This window comes from Pleomorphochaeta sp. DL1XJH-081 (genome assembly GCF_049310885.1).
Lineage (GTDB): Bacteria > Spirochaetota > Spirochaetia > Sphaerochaetales > Sphaerochaetaceae > CAYZJV01.
In genome coordinates, this window is record NZ_JBMDYO010000001.1 from 708,601 (window position 1) to 724,245 (window position 15,645).

Here is a 15,645-nt window from a genome sequence, read left to right on the forward strand (position 1 = left end):
AGGGTCCTGAAACAGTCGCTTCCAGGACCCTTGAAACAACTTATAGCGACGGTAGCGAATATTCTATTTCACCTGAGGCGATCTTATCCATAAAGGACTCGAAGTCTTCCCTTATATCGGCAGGCAGATTTTGCGTATAGGCAGGATCGTCGTAGAAAAATCCGATATACCCTTCCTGAACTCCAACGATAGAAGCTTCACCATAGGTAACCTTTCCTTCCATGACATCCGCTAAAATCTCCTTCACCAGTTTCTTTTGTTCCATCGAACCACAACCGACTACACGCCCAGGTGCGGCTTTGTATTCATTAGTATTGTGGAATACAATATATGCTCCCTCTTCCTGGGCAACCTTGAACAGCCCCTGGGCTGCACCACCGGCAATCGCTGCAAACACATCGACTCCCGCAGAACGCATACTCGTGGCTAAATCTGCAGCTTTGTTGGCATCGAACCAGTTCCCAACGATTCTAAAATCGAGTTCGATCGCTGGATTCACCATTCTTGCCCCCTCAAGAAAACCAGGAACCATGTGCTTGTTCAACAAGGGATATTCCTGGGCGGCTATGAAGCCAATCTTGAGCGCATCATTGGCATGTTCCATAGAACTCGTTGTTACTAAACCGGCAAGATAGCCTAAGAAGAGTGATTGCTCATATTGGTTGTAGAGATAGGTACGTATCTGTCCATTACCTTCAGAGAAAGCATCGGTGATTATAAATTTCTGGTCAGGAAATTTCGCACCCACCCGTTCACAGATCTCGGGAAGCGATGGATTCGATCCTAGAACAAGATCGTACTCACCGGTAGCAACAAGCGATGTAAGCTGTTCTTCCCATTCGGCTTGATTGAAGCCCGCTTCATAGATCTTGACGGTAACGGCATCATGTCCAGATGCAAATTCTTGCGCACCTTCAGCCAATGCCGTATACGGTGGACTTCCCGCCATCACACCGGTAATGTAAACCAGTACGGAGAGAGATTCAGGAGCACCGGATTCGGCCTCCGCCTGTCCTGCAGCAAACAAAGTCCCAGCTGGAACCAGAAAGCTGACTATGAGTGCCAGCACCAGAAAACCCTTTTTATTCATGGTAAATCCTCCTCTTTTCGATCGGACATGCCCAACTAAGCAATTCCGACTGTATCACATGCTTTTTCAACACTCCAGTGGCTATGGACCAAACCATTGACCGCATCCAACATAGCCTCTACATTTCCATGCTCCCAAATATTCCGACCAACCGCGATTCCCCGACCTCCCGCTTCGAGAGAATCGTAGATATCCTGAAATACTTGTCTTATTGAATCGGTTTTTGCTCCACCGAGTATCACAATTGGTACGGGGCATCCCTCTACTACCTTGGAAAAAGAGTCTTGGCTTCCCGTATAATAAGTCTTCACCATATCAGCACCAAGCTCAGCGCCCATACGTGCTACCATGGTGATCGCCTGTTCATCGTTTGAAGCGAATTTCTCCCCATACAAAGAACCCTTCGCCATAGCCTCTAACATGACGGGTAAGCCCATTGCGTGACAGCGGTCTATAGCTAAAGAGGCCTGTTTTATAAATTTCCCTTCATACTCATGTCCAAATTTGACCGTTATCGCAGCACATGAGGCCCCATAGGCAAGCGCCGTCTCTGGCTCCACGATAAGTTCTTCTTCAAATTTCCCCGCCAAAACAGTAAATCCTCCCGTAATACGGAGTACAAGAGCAGTCGAACGGTTCCATGCATCAATCGATGCATCTACGAAGCCTTTGTTTGTCAGCAAACCATCGACCTTTTTATCCACACAGGCCTGGACTAACTTCTTGGGATCGATAATCCCCGGAATAGGGCCTGCGATCGCACCGTGATCCATAGCGATTACAACCGAGCGGCCATCATTCTTGTCAAATAACGCATTCTTGCGTAGAGTTAGACCTGCATTCATGATTGAGTCCTCCAACTTTCCTTCAAATTCCTATACGTACTCCGATATCTTTCCAAACATCCATCATACAAGGTCCGCTTGGTCATATCGGGTTCATACCGACGTCCCATATGCACTAAACTTCTGGCAGCATCCGCGAATGAAGGATAGTCACCAAGGGAAGTCCTGCCTATCACCATCGCCCCTAAGAGCTCTGCGTCTCCCATTTCGGGAACAGTTACCGGTCGACCTGTAACATCAGCTTTCAACTGGTTCAGGAAAACGCTCTCACTTGGTCCGCCGGTTATGCGAAGATCGCTAACCGATCCACCAAGCTCTTCCATCACTTCAATTACGTCGTACATAGCAAGACATACACCTTCTGCTACAGATCGGAGAATCTCTGCTCTCCCGGTGGAAAGGGTAAGGCCTGAGAATACACCCTTGGCATTGGGATCCCATATGGGAGCTCGTTCCCCAGATAAGTAGGGAAGAAAAACCAGATCTCCGGATCCTGGTGGAGCCTCTTCCATCATGGAATAGAGGGCATCAAAAGGGAGAGATTCTAGGCCAAACAGCTCTTTTATCCATCCGATTGCCTTTCCGGAAGTCGATATGATCCCCGAAACATTATAATAGGGTTTTACAGGATGGAGGTAAGTCATCAACCGGTCATCGGCAAGAGGCTTCGTTGTACAGAGGTTTATTCCCTCACTGGTACCTGAGCGGTCGCAAACCATACTCGGATCTACCACAGCACAACCGAGTATGGAGACTAAAAAATCGGGACCAGCTGCAAATACGGGAAGCCCTTTTGGGAGTCCCAATGTATTCGCGGCAATCGATGAGACAGTACCGACCAGATCTCCAGGCTGAATGAATGGAGGAAATTTTTCTTTGTCCAACCCTAGCTCATCAAGAATTTCTTCAGTCCAATACCATCGTTTAGCATCATCTGCATGGAGAACAGTCGCTGCTTCGCCGGTCAAAAGATAATTCATATATTCGAAGGACGATAGGAACCATTTGCTCTTACGATAGACAGATTGGTCCTTTCGCGAAAGGTGTAATACTTGAGGAAGGATGAAACTGGAATCGACGAAATGTCCAAGACGCTGGGAGATCTCCTGTGCCTCGCTTACCGCACGACGGTCCAACCAAAGTCGAGCATTGGCAGAATCTGCATGCAAAATCGTATGATTGTTATCAGGTTCGGCAAATACCGGGACTACAGTCGGTCCATTACCGCTTACCACGATTGCCCTCAACCCATCATACTGAGAAATTTTGGAACAAATGACACCAAGGGCTTTGGACCACTGAAAGGGATCAGCTTCCTGAGCTCCATCCATGCCGGGCAAAAGAGAGAGCGGGACTTTGACCATTTCTCTCAGGTATCCATTATCATCGAACAGCGCACCTTTACAGGTTGTGGTTCCGACATCTATCGATAGAATCATCTATGCCTCCATATCCAACAGGACCCGATAGGTGGAACCGGAAAGTGCAGCTTCCACCGCCTCTTGGGCTTGCCCCATAGGATATATCCGAGTCACAAGATCATCAACCACCACCCTGCGGTTGGATAGAGCCCTTACTGCGGTATAGAAATCTGACTCGGTACGGCCTTCACTCCCGGTAATAACGAACTCGTTACGATGGATGGTGTTCATATCAACAGGCAGTGATGGCTTGTTCCCATATGAAGTATAGATATTTAATATTCCAGCTGGAGCCAGAACCTTGACAGCCGATTCAACGGCGCTAACGGCAACAGTGGTTATAATGCAACTATCTACCCCATGACCGTGGGTAATGGTCATGATAGTCTCATAAAATTGTTCAGGGTTACGCGCATCCACCACCTCGTCTGCACCCATCCTTTTTGCGTCTTCGAGGCGAACAGCATCGATATCACTGACAATGACTCGCACACCCATAGCCAAGGCTGCCTTCACATGGAGAAGACCCATCGTTCCTGCACCGGAAATAAGAATCGTATCCCCCAGAGATGCCTTCACTTTTCGTAACGAGCGGATGCAACACGAGAGAGGCTCTGTGAAAGCCGCATGTTCCAACGGAAAGTCCGAAGGGATTTTCTGCACTTGTTCGGGATTGACAACCATATATTGGGAAAAACCTCCTAAGACCCGTTGCCCTTTCTTGAAGCGGTTCTCACAAAGATTGGAATTTCCTGAAAGGCAGGCAGGACAGACATGACATCGGTTAACCAGATCCAATACCACATGATCGCCTACTGAAACAGATGTTTTTACCGCTTTGCCAACAGAGACCACCACGGCACTCGCCTCATGTCCTGGAACGATAGGATAATAGATTTTTCTTTCACCATCGAATAATCGTTGTTCCAATGTACAAATTCCACAAAAGGCAATCTTGACTAAAACCTCAAAATCGTTGGGTTCAGGAATGGGTTCTTCACGTATTTCCAGTCTTTTTGGTTCAGTCAAATAAATTTTTTTCATGGGTAACCCCTGCGTTTTTATAGTTTACGTTAAACGTTAATTTTAACTTATTGACATTCTGGAACCGATAACCGATTCTGTCAAGAGAGAATTTATGGAACCAAACAAGGGTTTGTGATATCATGAACACCACATTCGACATAGGTGAAAACGTGGATACTAGACACTATCGCATTGGAGAACTTGCTAGGAAAGCGGGGGTAACACCCCGGACCGTCCGTTATTATGAATCGCTAGGACTCTTGAAATCACAAGATCGGGCAGATGGTGTTCAACGTCACTATACCGATGAAGATCTTGTGTACCTCAATCGTATTATTCAGTTAAAAAACTATGGTATGAGCCTTGATGAGATTGCCCAAGTAATCAAATTGGGAAACGAGGACGCTACTGGTGAGAAAAGGCGATTGGAATTGCTCAAACAGTACCGCAAGTTACTGAGTAAGGAATTACAACACCTGAAGAATGTACAATCCCTCATCGAGGATTTGAGCTGGCATGTAAAGCAATTGGAGTCTGTCGATACCGATTTCAAGCAATGCCCAGGGGCAGCATGTCCTCGTTGCGAATACAAGGACCGCTGCGAATTCTACCGGGAGGATGGTGTGTAGCCAAACACATCCTCTCTACGTATCCCACTGGCAAGGGAGTACCAGAACACTAGAATAGACTCAATAATCTTTTTACCGTGTCTGCGGGAAAATCCTTATCATCATTATTTTCCAACATTTTTTCCAACAATTCCTTGGTATGGACATCCAAGGGGAGCATGTAGTTGCCTTCCCTCGTCGCATCCTCAGCAAGAATTCGATTGGACATGGCTAGAGCTTTGGCCAACTTGGCCGCAGGGCCGCCTTTTATAGATATTGCCTCACAAATAGCCTCTTGTTCGACTTTACTTTCAGCCACCTCCCCAAGTGCTGAAACGACTGTTTCATCCTTTGCCGGCTTATGTGGATAGCGATCGTGGACCAAATAGATTGCATGCGATGGACAAGCATCGACACAAAGTCGACATCCGTCTAGACACTTGGCAAAATCTATCTGTCCATTCTCTGTATCGGTAGCTCCGGTGGGGCAGATAAACAGACAAAGACAATCTTTAGTACAGAGAGTGATATTCCGAGCAGCGTGCATGACTTCCTCCTAGGATATAGTGACGAATCGAGAAGACGGAGCTTTGCAGATTGGACAAAGATCGGGAACTTGGGAAGAAACAGCTATAAATCCACAAGCCTCACAAACATAAAGGTTGTTCCCCTCAAGCAGAGAATCGCCCTGCTTCTCGTAACGTGCAAGGAGAGATTTATGGATTGAAGTGACCTTCTTTCCCCACGTCATACAACGAAGTGAACCACGATCCCCCGCAGAAGATGCGGACTTTTCCACGGCGGGATAGTTCTTCTCAATATCAGCGGAAATCAGGGGAATCAGTCCCGAGAGGGAAGCAACTTCGACCGTACCGTGAGATTTCCCAAAATACTGTGCAAGCTGATCAAAAAGTGTGGCAGCTACTGGCTTGAGCTGTTTCCCACACCCCTTTTCTAGATTGGAGCAAATAGCTGCTAAGACTCCATTGCTGTACGACTGGTTCTTTCCCATTACCTTCCTCCTCTACGTATAAAGGTATCTTATATGCTAACACTGCTTGGTGATGTTGTCACCAACTCTTTTGTTGACCGAAGCTTAGCATCCCGCTATGTTATGGTCATAAAACAGAAAACCAAATAAGGAGGCCTACCATGGCTGTTACATTGTATAGCACACCGACTTGTGGATTTTGCCGGATGGCAAAGAGTTACCTTCAGAACAACAACATTCCGTATACGGAGTACAACGTTGCCTCGAACTCTGAAAAGGCTCATGAGATGGTACGAAAATCGGGACAGATGGGTGTTCCAGTCCTAGATGTGAACGGGAAGATCATCGTAGGATTCGATCGCGGTGCAATCGACCAGGCACTTAAGCGCTAATATTCCTAAAAAGCTCGACTAGAGGTCTGTAACAACATAATCAGCCTAGATGAGCCCGGAGCGGATCGAGCAGAGGACAGAGTAGAGGAAGTAAAGATATTGGGATATCTAAGCCAACACGAACAATGTCCATCTGTTCGATAAGCTCAAATAACGCAAGGATGAGAATGCTACAGATCACTAGGTTTACGAGAGCGAATTAGTCGAGCAAACCTTCTGCCAAGATCAGATCTAACCAAGGAAGCTCCGACTCAACCAAGAATGTTTGGGTTCCCTGGCTATCCAAAAATGCCGCCTGGAGATCTCCGGGAGTAATATACTGTTGGAGCCAATATGAAGATTGGGACATCTTGCTAAAAATACTGCTCCAATAATCGACAACATCATCAGCCATCCCCTGTGGTCCCATGACATACCGTGAGAACCGTAGATCTAGACCATTGTATCCTAATTCGGAGAGTGTCTCGGTTTTGGGTATCAGCTTAGACTGGGGAATATCAGAAAAAGCTACCAAGACCCGTAAATTTCCAGATTCCAAACCCGACCTTGCTTCTGAAGGATTGAGAATTCCTCCATCTAGCTGTCCATAGACCATACCATCGACGATAAAAGACGCTCCATTGTAGTATACTGAACGGAGATCACCTTCGATTTCCCTTTTAAGTTGGAGAACACAATAACGGTCCAGAATATCGGCAGTACCTATAAGAATCTCATGATCGTGTGATCCCCCTACAAACTCCTCAAAGGTAGTATACTCACTGTCAGCAGGTACCACTAACAATATGGGATCCTCTGCCAATCGGACTATCGGTGTAAGCGCCATCTGGTGTGAGTTGGCATACATTCGCAAGAGATGTGAGGTGTTTGCCACAAATAGGGTATGATTCGGATCCGGTCTTCCATTGGCGTAGGCAATCGCAGCCGACCCAGAACCCCCTGGCTTGTGTACAACAATGAAGGGAGTGGGGACTAATTGGGTATGTTTCATCGTATCCATAATAGCCTTGGCTACGATATCGCTTCCTCCACCTTCTGAGGCAGGAACAACAATCTGGATAGGATCGTCGGGCATGAAGGTAACCTCTTGTCCCCCGGCAGCGTACAAGGAATTGCAAACAACAGTTAAACAGATAATAGCGATGGCCCAAAAACTTCTCATCACTTGTTAGGATACAGCATATTTTCAGATTGTCTATACGTATACATAAACAGAATATGGCAAGAAACTTGCAACTTCACTATGCAAATCCCCATGTTCGGGTTATTCTTCAAGATAGGAGGAGAGACATGGAAATAGTTGAAACAATCCTGACACGCCGCTCCATCCGCGCCTACGACCAGAAGCCGATTCCTGAAGAACTCCTATATAAAGTGCTCGACGTCACACGTCATGCACCATCGGGCAGTAACAGGGAACCCACAAGACTCATCGTTGTAAAGGATTTAGAGCGTAGGACCACATTATCAGCACTCTGTTCCCATCAATCATTCATAGCACAGGCACCGGTGGTCATTGTTGCTGTAGGTAAAGTATTTTCCAGCAACAGAGGTGGGTATATGGGAAATTTCTCTAATCTGTTGGATGGAGCGATTGTACTTGATCACCTTACTCTCATTGCACGATCAGAGGGTTTGGGAACCTGTTGGATAGGTTCCTTCGATAACGATCGTATAAAAAGGTTCCTACAGATTCCCGAAGGCTGGCAAATCATCGGACTTACACCACTTGGTTACCCCAATACCGAAAGGTCCTTCAAACCAACCGATAAAAGAATGCCTTTGGAACAATTTGTTATGGAAGAACGATGGATAGGGGAAGAGAAATGACCTATTTCACCTATCCTTCCGAGATTGGAGAACTGAGAATTGTCGAGGATGAGGGATATATCGTAGCTGTTGACCTCACTGGAACAGAATCATCAGAAATACAAGCTATGTACATTGAGTCAGCGATTGTAGCTACTGCTGCCGAACAACTCTATGAGTATCTTAGTGGAGAACGGTTGGTGTTCGACCTTCCCCTTCGACCAAAAGGAACCGAATTCCAACTTGCTGTATGGAACGCCCTGTTGGCAATACCTTATGGACAGACCCGTAGCTATCGGGATATAGCAGTAGCAATAGGAAATCCCAAGGCTGTACGAGCTGTGGGCATGGCAAACCACCACAATCCTATCTCCTTCATCATACCGTGCCATCGTGTCATAGGAGCCAATGGCTCCCTAGTTGGTTATGGTGGAGGTCTCCCTTTGAAGAAGAGACTTCTGGATATGGAACAATCTGTTGTGGAAAACGGTCTTTTCAAGTAGGCGACACCCTATTCTTCAGCGGCAAAACGATATCCAAATTCCCTACAAGCTTCGGACTCGGGACCAGGTTCCTCTTGGATCGCTAGTCCCTCTTCGAAGAGATTGGCTCCAAGCTCCTTTACCTGCTTTTCCCAAGTACGCATCCATTGTCCATCACCCCATCCAAATGAACCGAAGAGTGCTACATCTCTACCCTTAAGTCGATTCTCAATCTGCTCGAAAAAGGGAAGGAACTCCATATCATCTAGATCCTCTTCTCCCATCGCTGGGCAACCGAATGCCAATCTATCATAATTTTCTATGATGTCGGGCTGGCACTGTCCTACGGGCAAAACATCCGCTTCCGCCCCAGCTCTCCTTGCACCTTCCGCCACGAGATTTGCAATTTCTTCGGTATTTCCGGTACCGCTATAATATATCATTGCTATGCGCATATACCACCTCCATACTGTTAGCCATTGCTAACATATGTAAGTTACGTCATCCTCTTCTTATGGTCAAGGCTTTCGCTTATTTCCATTGACCTGTGACACAATTCAATGTATAGTCAAGATATCTGGATGTTCTAAGTTCCGGGTCATTGTTCTGTAGGCCGTGTGTTTCCAATCGGGGGAGAGGAAATGTACGGCCTTTCTTGCGCTATTCAGATCACTAAGAATGTTTGATGAAAGTACCCTCATCCAGTTCTTTGAAGGCATGACGCAATTCAGCCCTGGTGTTCATGACAATAGGACCACCCCAAGCGATAGGCTCCCGTAAAGGTCGTCCTGAGATGAGTAGGAATCGGACCCCCTCAGAGGCCGCTTTGACAACAATCCTCTCCCCATCACGGAGTAGCACAGCCCTATGGGAAGGAACCACCTCATCCGATTCATCAAATGATCCAGAACCACTAACCAAATAGCAGAAGAGCGTGGCTTCAGGATCAATTTTCATCTGCCACTCGGCATCACCATTCAACTCCACATCGAGGTAGAGCGTTTTCACATAATCACCCTGCACAGGACCCATTTTCTCCCGATATCTACCAGATATGATGCGGACAGAAGAAGTATCATCGGAGACTACTGGTACCATGTCAGCTGTAATATCCCGATAAGCAGGAACGGTCATCTTGTCCTTTCCGGGAAGGTTGATCCAAAGCTGGGCTCCGAGAATTCGGTCTACTGCTTGGGGCATCTCCTGGTGGATGATCCCACTACCGGCGGTCATCCATTGGCAACATCCATCCAAAATACTGCCAGAATTTCCCAGGGAGTCACCATGTTCAATATCGCCATGAATCAAATATGTAACCGTTTCGATACCACGATGAGGGTGCCATGGGAAACCTTTCACATAATCTTTGGGGTCAGTGGAATCGAACGCATCAAGCATAAGGAAAGGATCGAAATCCTCAACATCCGCATGCCCGATTACACGGACCAGTTTCACCCCTGCCCCATCATACTGGATAGCACCACCTACAATCTTGTCTATGCTTCTCGCTCCCATAGCTACCTCCGGTTTTGTCAGTATACCATGTCTTGTAGAAAACGAAATACTATATGGAGAATGTACAAGAATGAATTCTCTTTCAATTCTGTTCAAAATTAGGTAGAGTATAGTTGAAACGAATCCAAGAAAATGAGGAGGTACTATTTCATGGATGTGAAATTTTATCGTTGTAACGAGTGTGGAAACATTGTCGAATTGATCAACAATGGCGGAGGAGAACTCGTCTGCTGTGGACAACCTATGGTTGAGCTGAAGGCGAACACTACCGATGCTGCTACAGAAAAGCACGTCCCTGTAGTGGAAAAAGATGGGGATAGCATGGTGGTTAAGGTTGGTTCGGTAGCCCACCCCATGACTGAAGAACACTACATCCAATGGATTGCGGCTGTGACCGATAACGGTATTTTCCGCAAGGCACTCAAACCAGGGGAGAAGCCAGAAGTCTCTTTCTGTTGCCTCGGAAAAGTAGTGTCGTTCTATGAGTACTGCAATCTTCATGGCCTCTGGAAGGTCGATCTCTAGAGTAGCACTCTAGGTAATTCTAAAACACGCCGGTTCAAAAACCGGCGTGTTCAAGTTTTAGGATAAAAAATTACGGCTATCGCTATATTCAGCGAGAGATAGTCTTAAAAATCCACATCATGGTACAGGTAAGTCAGTCCAGTACCAAGGATGGCGCGGCGTATGTCCTTGCCTGGAAATGTTGATCGAGTAAGAACAACCCCTTTCCATCACCTGCCAACACAAATTTCCTGATATTGTCCTCAGCGTTCATCTCCTCTTCTCCCTGCTCCTTCACGAACCAATCGAGAAACTGCCTAGTCCGATAATCCTTTACCTCCATAGCAGCATCATAGATCTTATTGATTGAATCGGTGACGTACTGCTCATGGGCAAGAGCAGCTTCCAAGGGCTCTTTATACCCTTTATACTCCTTGGAGGGGTCTGCTATTGCCTCAAATTTTACTTCATGGCCGTTGTTCAGTAGATACTGGCGAAACAACATGGCATGGTCACGTTCCTCCTGAGCTTGGATGACAAACCAGTTTTCAAAACCAGAGAGTCCTTCTTTTGCATAATAATTGGCCATATCCAAGTAGAGATAGGCTGAGTAGAATTCCTTATTGATCTGGGAATTCAACAATTTCACAACTTTTTCATTCAACATACCATACACTCCATCGGTATACTCTGACACCTTTTTTGTACTTTATACAAATATACTCCAATTTCTTCCTTTCGGCAAAACAATGCAACTGAATTTTTCAATCGAGAAAAATTCATCGATATCTTGACTAAGAAGATACTCCTCTCTATTATTGCCTCTAGCAAATATTGCTTAAAGCAAATTTACAGCTTAGGAGCGTGCATGTACGATTTATGCGATATCCGTCAAATTATGGTTGATCTGAGAAACTTTGAGGAGTCTTTGAAGAAGGAGACCAACCTATCTTTGAACGAAGCACTCTGTCTTTGCCAGACCGGAAAGGGAACCAATGAACCGGGATCTTTGGCAAAGGAATTAGAACTCTCCCCTTCCCGACTCAGTAGGATCATTGAGGCGCTTGAACAACGAGGCCTCATCCAACGTGCCATGGCGACAAATGATAGGAGAGGTGTGGCATTACGTCTAACACCACAAGGGAAAACTGTGGTAGAGCAATTGCATTGCACAAAGATCGACATACCACCACATATGGAAAAAGCAATTGAAACGTTGCATCAACCGATGCAGACAGGAGATGATAAATGAAAACCTATGTCATTGTTGGAGGAGTAGCCGGAGGAGCTGGCACTGCCGCCAGATTGAGACGTCTTGATGAGACAGCCCGTATCATCATGTTCGAAAGGGGAGAACACATCAGCTATGCGAATTGTGGTCTACCCTACTATGCCGGAGGTGCCATAACCGAACGTTCAAGACTTTTCGTAGTCACAGCAGAACGATTCAATGAGGTATTCAACGTAGATGTGAAGACCAGACATGAAGTGTTGTCCATTCATAGGGAAGAACAATTCGTGCGTGTGAAAGATACTGAGACAGGCAATGAGTTCGACCAATACTATGATACCTTGGTCCTGAGCCCGGGAGCCGCGCCTATTCGTCCCAGGATTCCAGGGATCGATGATCCTGCGATTTTTTCCCTTCGTTCAGTTGGTGATATCGATGCAATAGTCCAGAAGGTCGAAAACTCCCAGACGACCCGTGCTGTTGTCGTAGGTGGTGGATTCATTGGGCTGGAGATGGCCGAAAACCTTAAGGAACGGCAGCTGAAGGTTACCCTTGTCGAGGCTTTAGACCAGGTAATGAACGTTATCGATTATGACATGGCGGCGATTGTCCAGCAACAACTGCGTGATAAAGGGATACAACTGTATCTCAAAGATGGTGTTAAAAGTTTTGAACGCCAAAAGGGAGAAATATTGGTCACCCTTGCCTCGGGAACCACGATAGCGACCGATATGGTCATACTTTCCATAGGAGTGAAACCCGATACAAAGATCGCCCACGATGCAGGACTCACTTTGGGACGAACCGGTGCAATATCGGTCGATGACCAATTCACTACGAGCGATCCATACATTAAGGCAGTGGGTGATGCCATCGAGTATCCCAGTCCCTTCACCAAACAGCCGGTGACTGTTCCTTTAGCTGGACCTGCGAACAAACAAGCCAGACTAGTTGCCGAAGCAATCGTCAAAGGTTCATGCAGACCTTATAAAGGAACGATAGCGACCAGTATCGCCAAGATATTCGACCTTACTGCAGGTTCTACCGGGATGACCGGAAAACAATTGAAAATGGCGGAAATTCCTTATGCCGAGGCAATCACACATGCTGGAAGCCATGCAGGATATTATCCTAATTCTCTCCAACTTGCCGTAAAAATCCTCTATGATCCACAGAGCGGACTGTTGTATGGAGGTCAGGCAGTTGGCTATGCAGGCGTCGATAAACGAATCGATGTCTTAGCTGCCTATATTAAGAAAGGTGGAACGATCGAAGATCTTGCGGATTTCGAACAAGCTTACGCACCACCGTATTCGAGCGCTAAGGATCCTCTCAATATGGTCGGATTCATTGCTCAGAATGTGATCGATGGAATCAGCAATATGGTTACTTGGGAGCAGTTGCCCAAGCTACAGGAGAAGGGAGCTTTTCTTTTGGACGCAAGGACAGCAGAAGAGTTCGACCTCGGAGCGATTCCTGGCTCAGTGAATATCCCTCATACGGAAATCCGTAGTCGGCTTTCGGAAATCCCAAAAGACCGACCCATTGTTGTCTATTGTGCCATGGGAGTACGTGGATACCTTTCAGAACGGATGCTGGTACAGCATGACTATAATGAAGTCTACAATCTCACCGGAGGCTATAAAACATGGCATGTAGTGGAAAATGAGAAAGATGCCCTCCAACACCCTCAGGATGCTCATATAGCACTGTTCACTCCTAGCCCGGGAGAAGAGGATGGTAGTCCACGATCACCGCAGAGCGAATCGATCAAACTGGTCGATGCTTGTGGATTGCAGTGTCCAGGTCCGATCCTTAGCATGAAGAAGACCATGGATTCTATGAGCCAGGGTGATTTCCTAAGAGTATTGGCCACTGATCCAGGCTTCAACAGGGATGTACAATCCTGGAGTAAACTTACTGGAAACAGGCTTGTTTCCTTGGAGACAAAAGACGGAAAAATCGAGGCCGTCTTGGAAAAGGGAACAGGTAAAGCTGTCGGACAGACAACCAACGGGCCTGTCGCCCTACAGGATGGGGCTTCCTTCATTGTATTCTCCAATGATATGGACCGCGTATTGGCGGCATTCGTATTGGCCAATGGTGCTGCAGCGACCGGCCGCAAAGTAACTATGTTCTTTACGTTTTGGGGTCTCACAGTATTACGAACCAAAAAACCTGGTCGTGTAAAGAAGGACTTCATGGGAAAAATGTTCGGCATGATGCTTCCTAAGGGAATGGATGATCTCGCACTCTCCCAGATCAACTTTGGCGGAATGGGGCCAAAACTCATGAAGAAGCGAATGAAACAAAAACACGTTGACCAGTTACGCTCTATGTATACCCAAGCTCGTATGGCTGGGGTAAGGATGGTTGCTTGTCAGATGTCGATGGATATTATGGGTATTCCTGCAGTTGAATTGCTTGATGGCATTGAGATTGGGGGCGTAGCGACCTATATGGAAGCGGCTAGCGAGAGCGGAGTAAATCTGTTCATCTAAAAATTGCTATGGTATACTATGGGCAGACTGTATATTGCTGAATGGGCCCGATTCTTGTGGGAGCTTCCCGTTTGGAGGCTCCCATTTTAGCATAACGGAGGTATGTTGCACATGTTGTATAGACCCTATGGAAAGACAGGAAAAAGTGTTTCGGTAATTGGTTTCGGAGGAATGCGTTTCCGTAAGGAAGATTATGCGGATGGAGACTACAGCCGTGCTGTCGAGATTGTGCACAGGGCTCATAATCTTGGAGTCAATTATTTCGATACTGCCCCCGATTACTGCAATAGTACTAGTGAAAAGATCTATGGAGAGGCGTTTCGTTCGATGAAAAGAGATACGTTCCATGTCTCCACCAAATGTGGCCTATGGAATGCCACAACGAGCGACGGGGCAAGAAGGATGATCGACCAATCACTCCAAAGAATGGGCTTGGACAAGATCGAATTCTATAACATGTGGTCTATCAAGACGCTCGACGATTACCGTGAATTCATGAAAAAAGGGGGCGTGTATGAAGGAGCTCTCCAAGCAAAAGCTGAGGGCCTTATAGAGCATATCTGTTTTACCACCCACCTTGGTGGGGACGATATCGCAAAAATTGCCTACGATGGCGTATTCGAGGGAGTTACCCTTGGGTACAATGCTATCAATTTCGCCTATAGACAGAAGGGTATTGATGCCTGCCATGATGCGAATTTAGGGATTGTCACCATGAATCCGCTTGGAGGAGGTATTATTCCCGCTCACCCCGATTATTTCTCTTTCCTCAAGAAGGGTGACGATTCGCTAGCTGTGTCTGCCCTGAAATTTATTCTCGCTCAGGATAAGGCCACTTTGGCTATTCCCGGTTTTAGCTCCATCGCTGAGGTAGAAGAGAATGTCCTTGCAGCGGAAGGTTTGGAACCGACATCAGCTGATTATCTTGATGAGATGGCCAGTCATTTAACCACTGAATTGAATTCTCTATGCACCACGTGTGCCTATTGTGATTCTTGCCCCGAGGAAATTCCTATCCCCAAACTACTCGACTCCTACAATATGTATATCCTCAGTGGTGGGGACGACAAGGAAATACTGAATCGGGCGAAAAACCACTGGAGTATCCCGACCGAGTTAGCTGCCAAGTGTACCGCCTGCGGACAGTGCGAAACTCTTTGCACGCAGAAACTACCAATTATTGAGAGACTAGCCCACATTGCTAATATCAAAACCACGTAGGAGAATCGA

The 15,645-nt window shown here is 46.6% G+C and carries 18 protein-coding genes; 8 read left to right on the forward strand and 10 right to left on the reverse strand.

Going from position 1 to position 15,645, the window contains the following annotated elements; translation table 11 throughout:
* Window positions 1-40: 40 nt before the first annotated feature.
* Genes ACODJP_RS03285 through ACODJP_RS03300 form a run of 4 tightly spaced genes read right to left on the reverse strand, consistent with a single transcriptional unit; the run spans window position 41 to window position 4,400 of the window.
* On the reverse strand, window positions 41-1,090 hold the full coding sequence (locus ACODJP_RS03285; RefSeq protein WP_422478425.1) for a BMP family ABC transporter substrate-binding protein: 1,050 nt from the start codon (window positions 1,088-1,090) through the stop codon (window positions 41-43).
* A gap of 35 nt (window positions 1,091-1,125) precedes the next feature.
* Window positions 1,126-1,935, reverse strand: coding sequence for a class I fructose-bisphosphate aldolase (locus tag ACODJP_RS03290; RefSeq protein WP_422478427.1), 810 nt, complete (start codon window positions 1,933-1,935; stop codon window positions 1,126-1,128).
* Window positions 1,932-3,374 carry a xylulokinase gene (locus ACODJP_RS03295; RefSeq protein WP_422478429.1) on the reverse strand — a complete coding sequence of 481 codons (1,443 nt, stop codon included), beginning with the start codon at window positions 3,372-3,374 and terminating at the stop codon, window positions 1,932-1,934. The genes ACODJP_RS03290 and ACODJP_RS03295 overlap by 4 nt, the downstream gene beginning before the upstream one ends.
* Window positions 3,375-4,400 carry a zinc-dependent alcohol dehydrogenase gene (locus ACODJP_RS03300; protein ID WP_422478431.1) on the reverse strand — a complete coding sequence of 342 codons (1,026 nt, stop codon included), beginning with the start codon at window positions 4,398-4,400 and terminating at the stop codon, window positions 3,375-3,377.
* A gap of 152 nt (window positions 4,401-4,552) precedes the next feature.
* On the opposite strand from ACODJP_RS03300, the gene ACODJP_RS03305 reads away from it, so the two are divergent.
* Window positions 4,553-5,011, forward strand: coding sequence for a MerR family transcriptional regulator (locus ACODJP_RS03305; protein ID WP_422478433.1), 459 nt, complete (start codon window positions 4,553-4,555; stop codon window positions 5,009-5,011).
* A 49-nt stretch (window positions 5,012-5,060) separates the two neighbouring features.
* Here the strand turns inward: ACODJP_RS03305 and ACODJP_RS03310 are convergent, their stop codons facing one another.
* On the reverse strand, window positions 5,061-5,537 hold the full coding sequence (locus ACODJP_RS03310; RefSeq protein WP_422478435.1) for a 4Fe-4S ferredoxin: 477 nt from the start codon (window positions 5,535-5,537) through the stop codon (window positions 5,061-5,063).
* Window positions 5,538-5,546: 9 nt separating this feature from the next.
* Window positions 5,547-6,002 (reverse strand): rubredoxin-like domain-containing protein, encoded by a 456-nt coding sequence (locus tag ACODJP_RS03315; RefSeq protein WP_422478437.1) that lies wholly within the window; start codon window positions 6,000-6,002, stop codon window positions 5,547-5,549.
* A gap of 140 nt (window positions 6,003-6,142) precedes the next feature.
* Here ACODJP_RS03315 and ACODJP_RS03320 point away from each other — a divergent pair, with 140 nt between their 5' ends.
* Window positions 6,143-6,373 (forward strand): glutaredoxin family protein, encoded by a 231-nt coding sequence (locus ACODJP_RS03320; RefSeq protein ID WP_422478439.1) that lies wholly within the window; start codon window positions 6,143-6,145, stop codon window positions 6,371-6,373.
* Window positions 6,374-6,572: 199 nt separating this feature from the next.
* Here the strand turns inward: ACODJP_RS03320 and ACODJP_RS03325 are convergent, their stop codons facing one another.
* Window positions 6,573-7,535: a tripartite tricarboxylate transporter substrate-binding protein gene (locus ACODJP_RS03325; RefSeq protein WP_422478441.1), complete on the reverse strand. Its 963-nt coding sequence runs from the start codon at window positions 7,533-7,535 to the stop codon at window positions 6,573-6,575.
* Window positions 7,536-7,663: 128 nt separating this feature from the next.
* On the opposite strand from ACODJP_RS03325, the gene ACODJP_RS03330 reads away from it, so the two are divergent.
* On the forward strand, window positions 7,664-8,203 hold the full coding sequence (locus ACODJP_RS03330; RefSeq protein ID WP_422478443.1) for a nitroreductase family protein: 540 nt from the start codon (window positions 7,664-7,666) through the stop codon (window positions 8,201-8,203).
* A complete protein-coding gene (locus ACODJP_RS03335) occupies window positions 8,182-8,685 on the forward strand; it encodes a methylated-DNA--[protein]-cysteine S-methyltransferase (protein WP_422478445.1) in 504 nt (167 codons plus the stop codon). The genes ACODJP_RS03330 and ACODJP_RS03335 overlap by 22 nt, the downstream gene beginning before the upstream one ends.
* 8 nt (window positions 8,686-8,693) lie before the next feature.
* On the opposite strand, the gene ACODJP_RS03340 is transcribed toward ACODJP_RS03335, so the two are convergent.
* Both ACODJP_RS03340 and ACODJP_RS03345 read right to left on the reverse strand, forming a co-directional pair.
* Complete coding sequence (locus ACODJP_RS03340) at window positions 8,694-9,119, reverse strand: flavodoxin (RefSeq protein ID WP_422478447.1); 426 nt, start codon at window positions 9,117-9,119, stop codon at window positions 8,694-8,696.
* A 217-nt stretch (window positions 9,120-9,336) separates the two neighbouring features.
* Window positions 9,337-10,179: a pirin family protein gene (locus ACODJP_RS03345; RefSeq protein WP_422478449.1), complete on the reverse strand. Its 843-nt coding sequence runs from the start codon at window positions 10,177-10,179 to the stop codon at window positions 9,337-9,339.
* A gap of 150 nt (window positions 10,180-10,329) precedes the next feature.
* Between ACODJP_RS03345 and ACODJP_RS03350 the strand changes: the two genes are divergently transcribed.
* The gene (locus tag ACODJP_RS03350; protein ID WP_422478451.1) at window positions 10,330-10,704 is read left to right on the forward strand and encodes a desulfoferrodoxin; all 375 of its coding nucleotides are present in this window, start codon (window positions 10,330-10,332) and stop codon (window positions 10,702-10,704) included.
* A gap of 133 nt (window positions 10,705-10,837) precedes the next feature.
* Here ACODJP_RS03350 and ACODJP_RS03355 read toward each other — a convergent pair whose 3' ends face one another.
* A complete protein-coding gene (locus ACODJP_RS03355; RefSeq protein ID WP_422478453.1) occupies window positions 10,838-11,350 on the reverse strand; it encodes a ferritin in 513 nt (170 codons plus the stop codon).
* Window positions 11,351-11,551: 201 nt separating this feature from the next.
* Between ACODJP_RS03355 and ACODJP_RS03360 the strand changes: the two genes are divergently transcribed.
* The 3 genes from ACODJP_RS03360 (at window position 11,552) to ACODJP_RS03370 (ending at window position 15,636) form a co-directional block, all read left to right on the forward strand.
* The gene (locus ACODJP_RS03360; RefSeq protein WP_422478455.1) at window positions 11,552-11,935 is read left to right on the forward strand and encodes a MarR family winged helix-turn-helix transcriptional regulator; all 384 of its coding nucleotides are present in this window, start codon (window positions 11,552-11,554) and stop codon (window positions 11,933-11,935) included.
* Window positions 11,932-14,415 (forward strand): FAD-dependent oxidoreductase, encoded by a 2,484-nt coding sequence (locus ACODJP_RS03365; protein WP_422478457.1) that lies wholly within the window; start codon window positions 11,932-11,934, stop codon window positions 14,413-14,415. Before ACODJP_RS03360 ends, ACODJP_RS03365 begins: the two co-directional genes overlap by 4 nt.
* 111 nt (window positions 14,416-14,526) lie before the next feature.
* Window positions 14,527-15,636 (forward strand): aldo/keto reductase, encoded by a 1,110-nt coding sequence (locus ACODJP_RS03370; protein ID WP_422478459.1) that lies wholly within the window; start codon window positions 14,527-14,529, stop codon window positions 15,634-15,636.
* The last annotated feature ends 9 nt before the right edge of the window (window positions 15,637-15,645 follow it).

What these genes read in the sequence shown, in the direction of transcription:
- ACODJP_RS03285 (WP_422478425.1), bottom strand. Translation starts at nt 1,090, where the DNA reads ATGAATAAAAAGGGTTTTCTGGTGCTGGCACTCATAGTCAGCTTTCTG.
- ACODJP_RS03290 (WP_422478427.1), bottom strand. Translation starts at nt 1,935, where the DNA reads ATGAATGCAGGTCTAACTCTACGCAAGAATGCGTTATTTGACAAGAAT.
- ACODJP_RS03295 (WP_422478429.1), bottom strand. Translation starts at nt 3,374, where the DNA reads ATGATTCTATCGATAGATGTCGGAACCACAACCTGTAAAGGTGCGCTG.
- ACODJP_RS03300 (WP_422478431.1), bottom strand. Translation starts at nt 4,400, where the DNA reads ATGAAAAAAATTTATTTGACTGAACCAAAAAGACTGGAAATACGTGAA.
- ACODJP_RS03310 (WP_422478435.1), bottom strand. Translation starts at nt 5,537, where the DNA reads ATGCACGCTGCTCGGAATATCACTCTCTGTACTAAAGATTGTCTTTGT.
- ACODJP_RS03315 (WP_422478437.1), bottom strand. Translation starts at nt 6,002, where the DNA reads ATGGGAAAGAACCAGTCGTACAGCAATGGAGTCTTAGCAGCTATTTGC.
- ACODJP_RS03320 (WP_422478439.1), top strand. Translation starts at nt 6,143, where the DNA reads ATGGCTGTTACATTGTATAGCACACCGACTTGTGGATTTTGCCGGATG.
- ACODJP_RS03325 (WP_422478441.1), bottom strand. Translation starts at nt 7,535, where the DNA reads ATGAGAAGTTTTTGGGCCATCGCTATTATCTGTTTAACTGTTGTTTGC.
- ACODJP_RS03330 (WP_422478443.1), top strand. Translation starts at nt 7,664, where the DNA reads ATGGAAATAGTTGAAACAATCCTGACACGCCGCTCCATCCGCGCCTAC.
- ACODJP_RS03335 (WP_422478445.1), top strand. Translation starts at nt 8,182, where the DNA reads ATGGATAGGGGAAGAGAAATGACCTATTTCACCTATCCTTCCGAGATT.
- ACODJP_RS03340 (WP_422478447.1), bottom strand. Translation starts at nt 9,119, where the DNA reads ATGCGCATAGCAATGATATATTATAGCGGTACCGGAAATACCGAAGAA.
- ACODJP_RS03345 (WP_422478449.1), bottom strand. Translation starts at nt 10,179, where the DNA reads ATGGGAGCGAGAAGCATAGACAAGATTGTAGGTGGTGCTATCCAGTAT.
- ACODJP_RS03350 (WP_422478451.1), top strand. Translation starts at nt 10,330, where the DNA reads ATGGATGTGAAATTTTATCGTTGTAACGAGTGTGGAAACATTGTCGAA.
- ACODJP_RS03355 (WP_422478453.1), bottom strand. Translation starts at nt 11,350, where the DNA reads ATGTTGAATGAAAAAGTTGTGAAATTGTTGAATTCCCAGATCAATAAG.
- ACODJP_RS03360 (WP_422478455.1), top strand. Translation starts at nt 11,552, where the DNA reads ATGTACGATTTATGCGATATCCGTCAAATTATGGTTGATCTGAGAAAC.
- ACODJP_RS03365 (WP_422478457.1), top strand. Translation starts at nt 11,932, where the DNA reads ATGAAAACCTATGTCATTGTTGGAGGAGTAGCCGGAGGAGCTGGCACT.
- ACODJP_RS03370 (WP_422478459.1), top strand. Translation starts at nt 14,527, where the DNA reads ATGTTGTATAGACCCTATGGAAAGACAGGAAAAAGTGTTTCGGTAATT.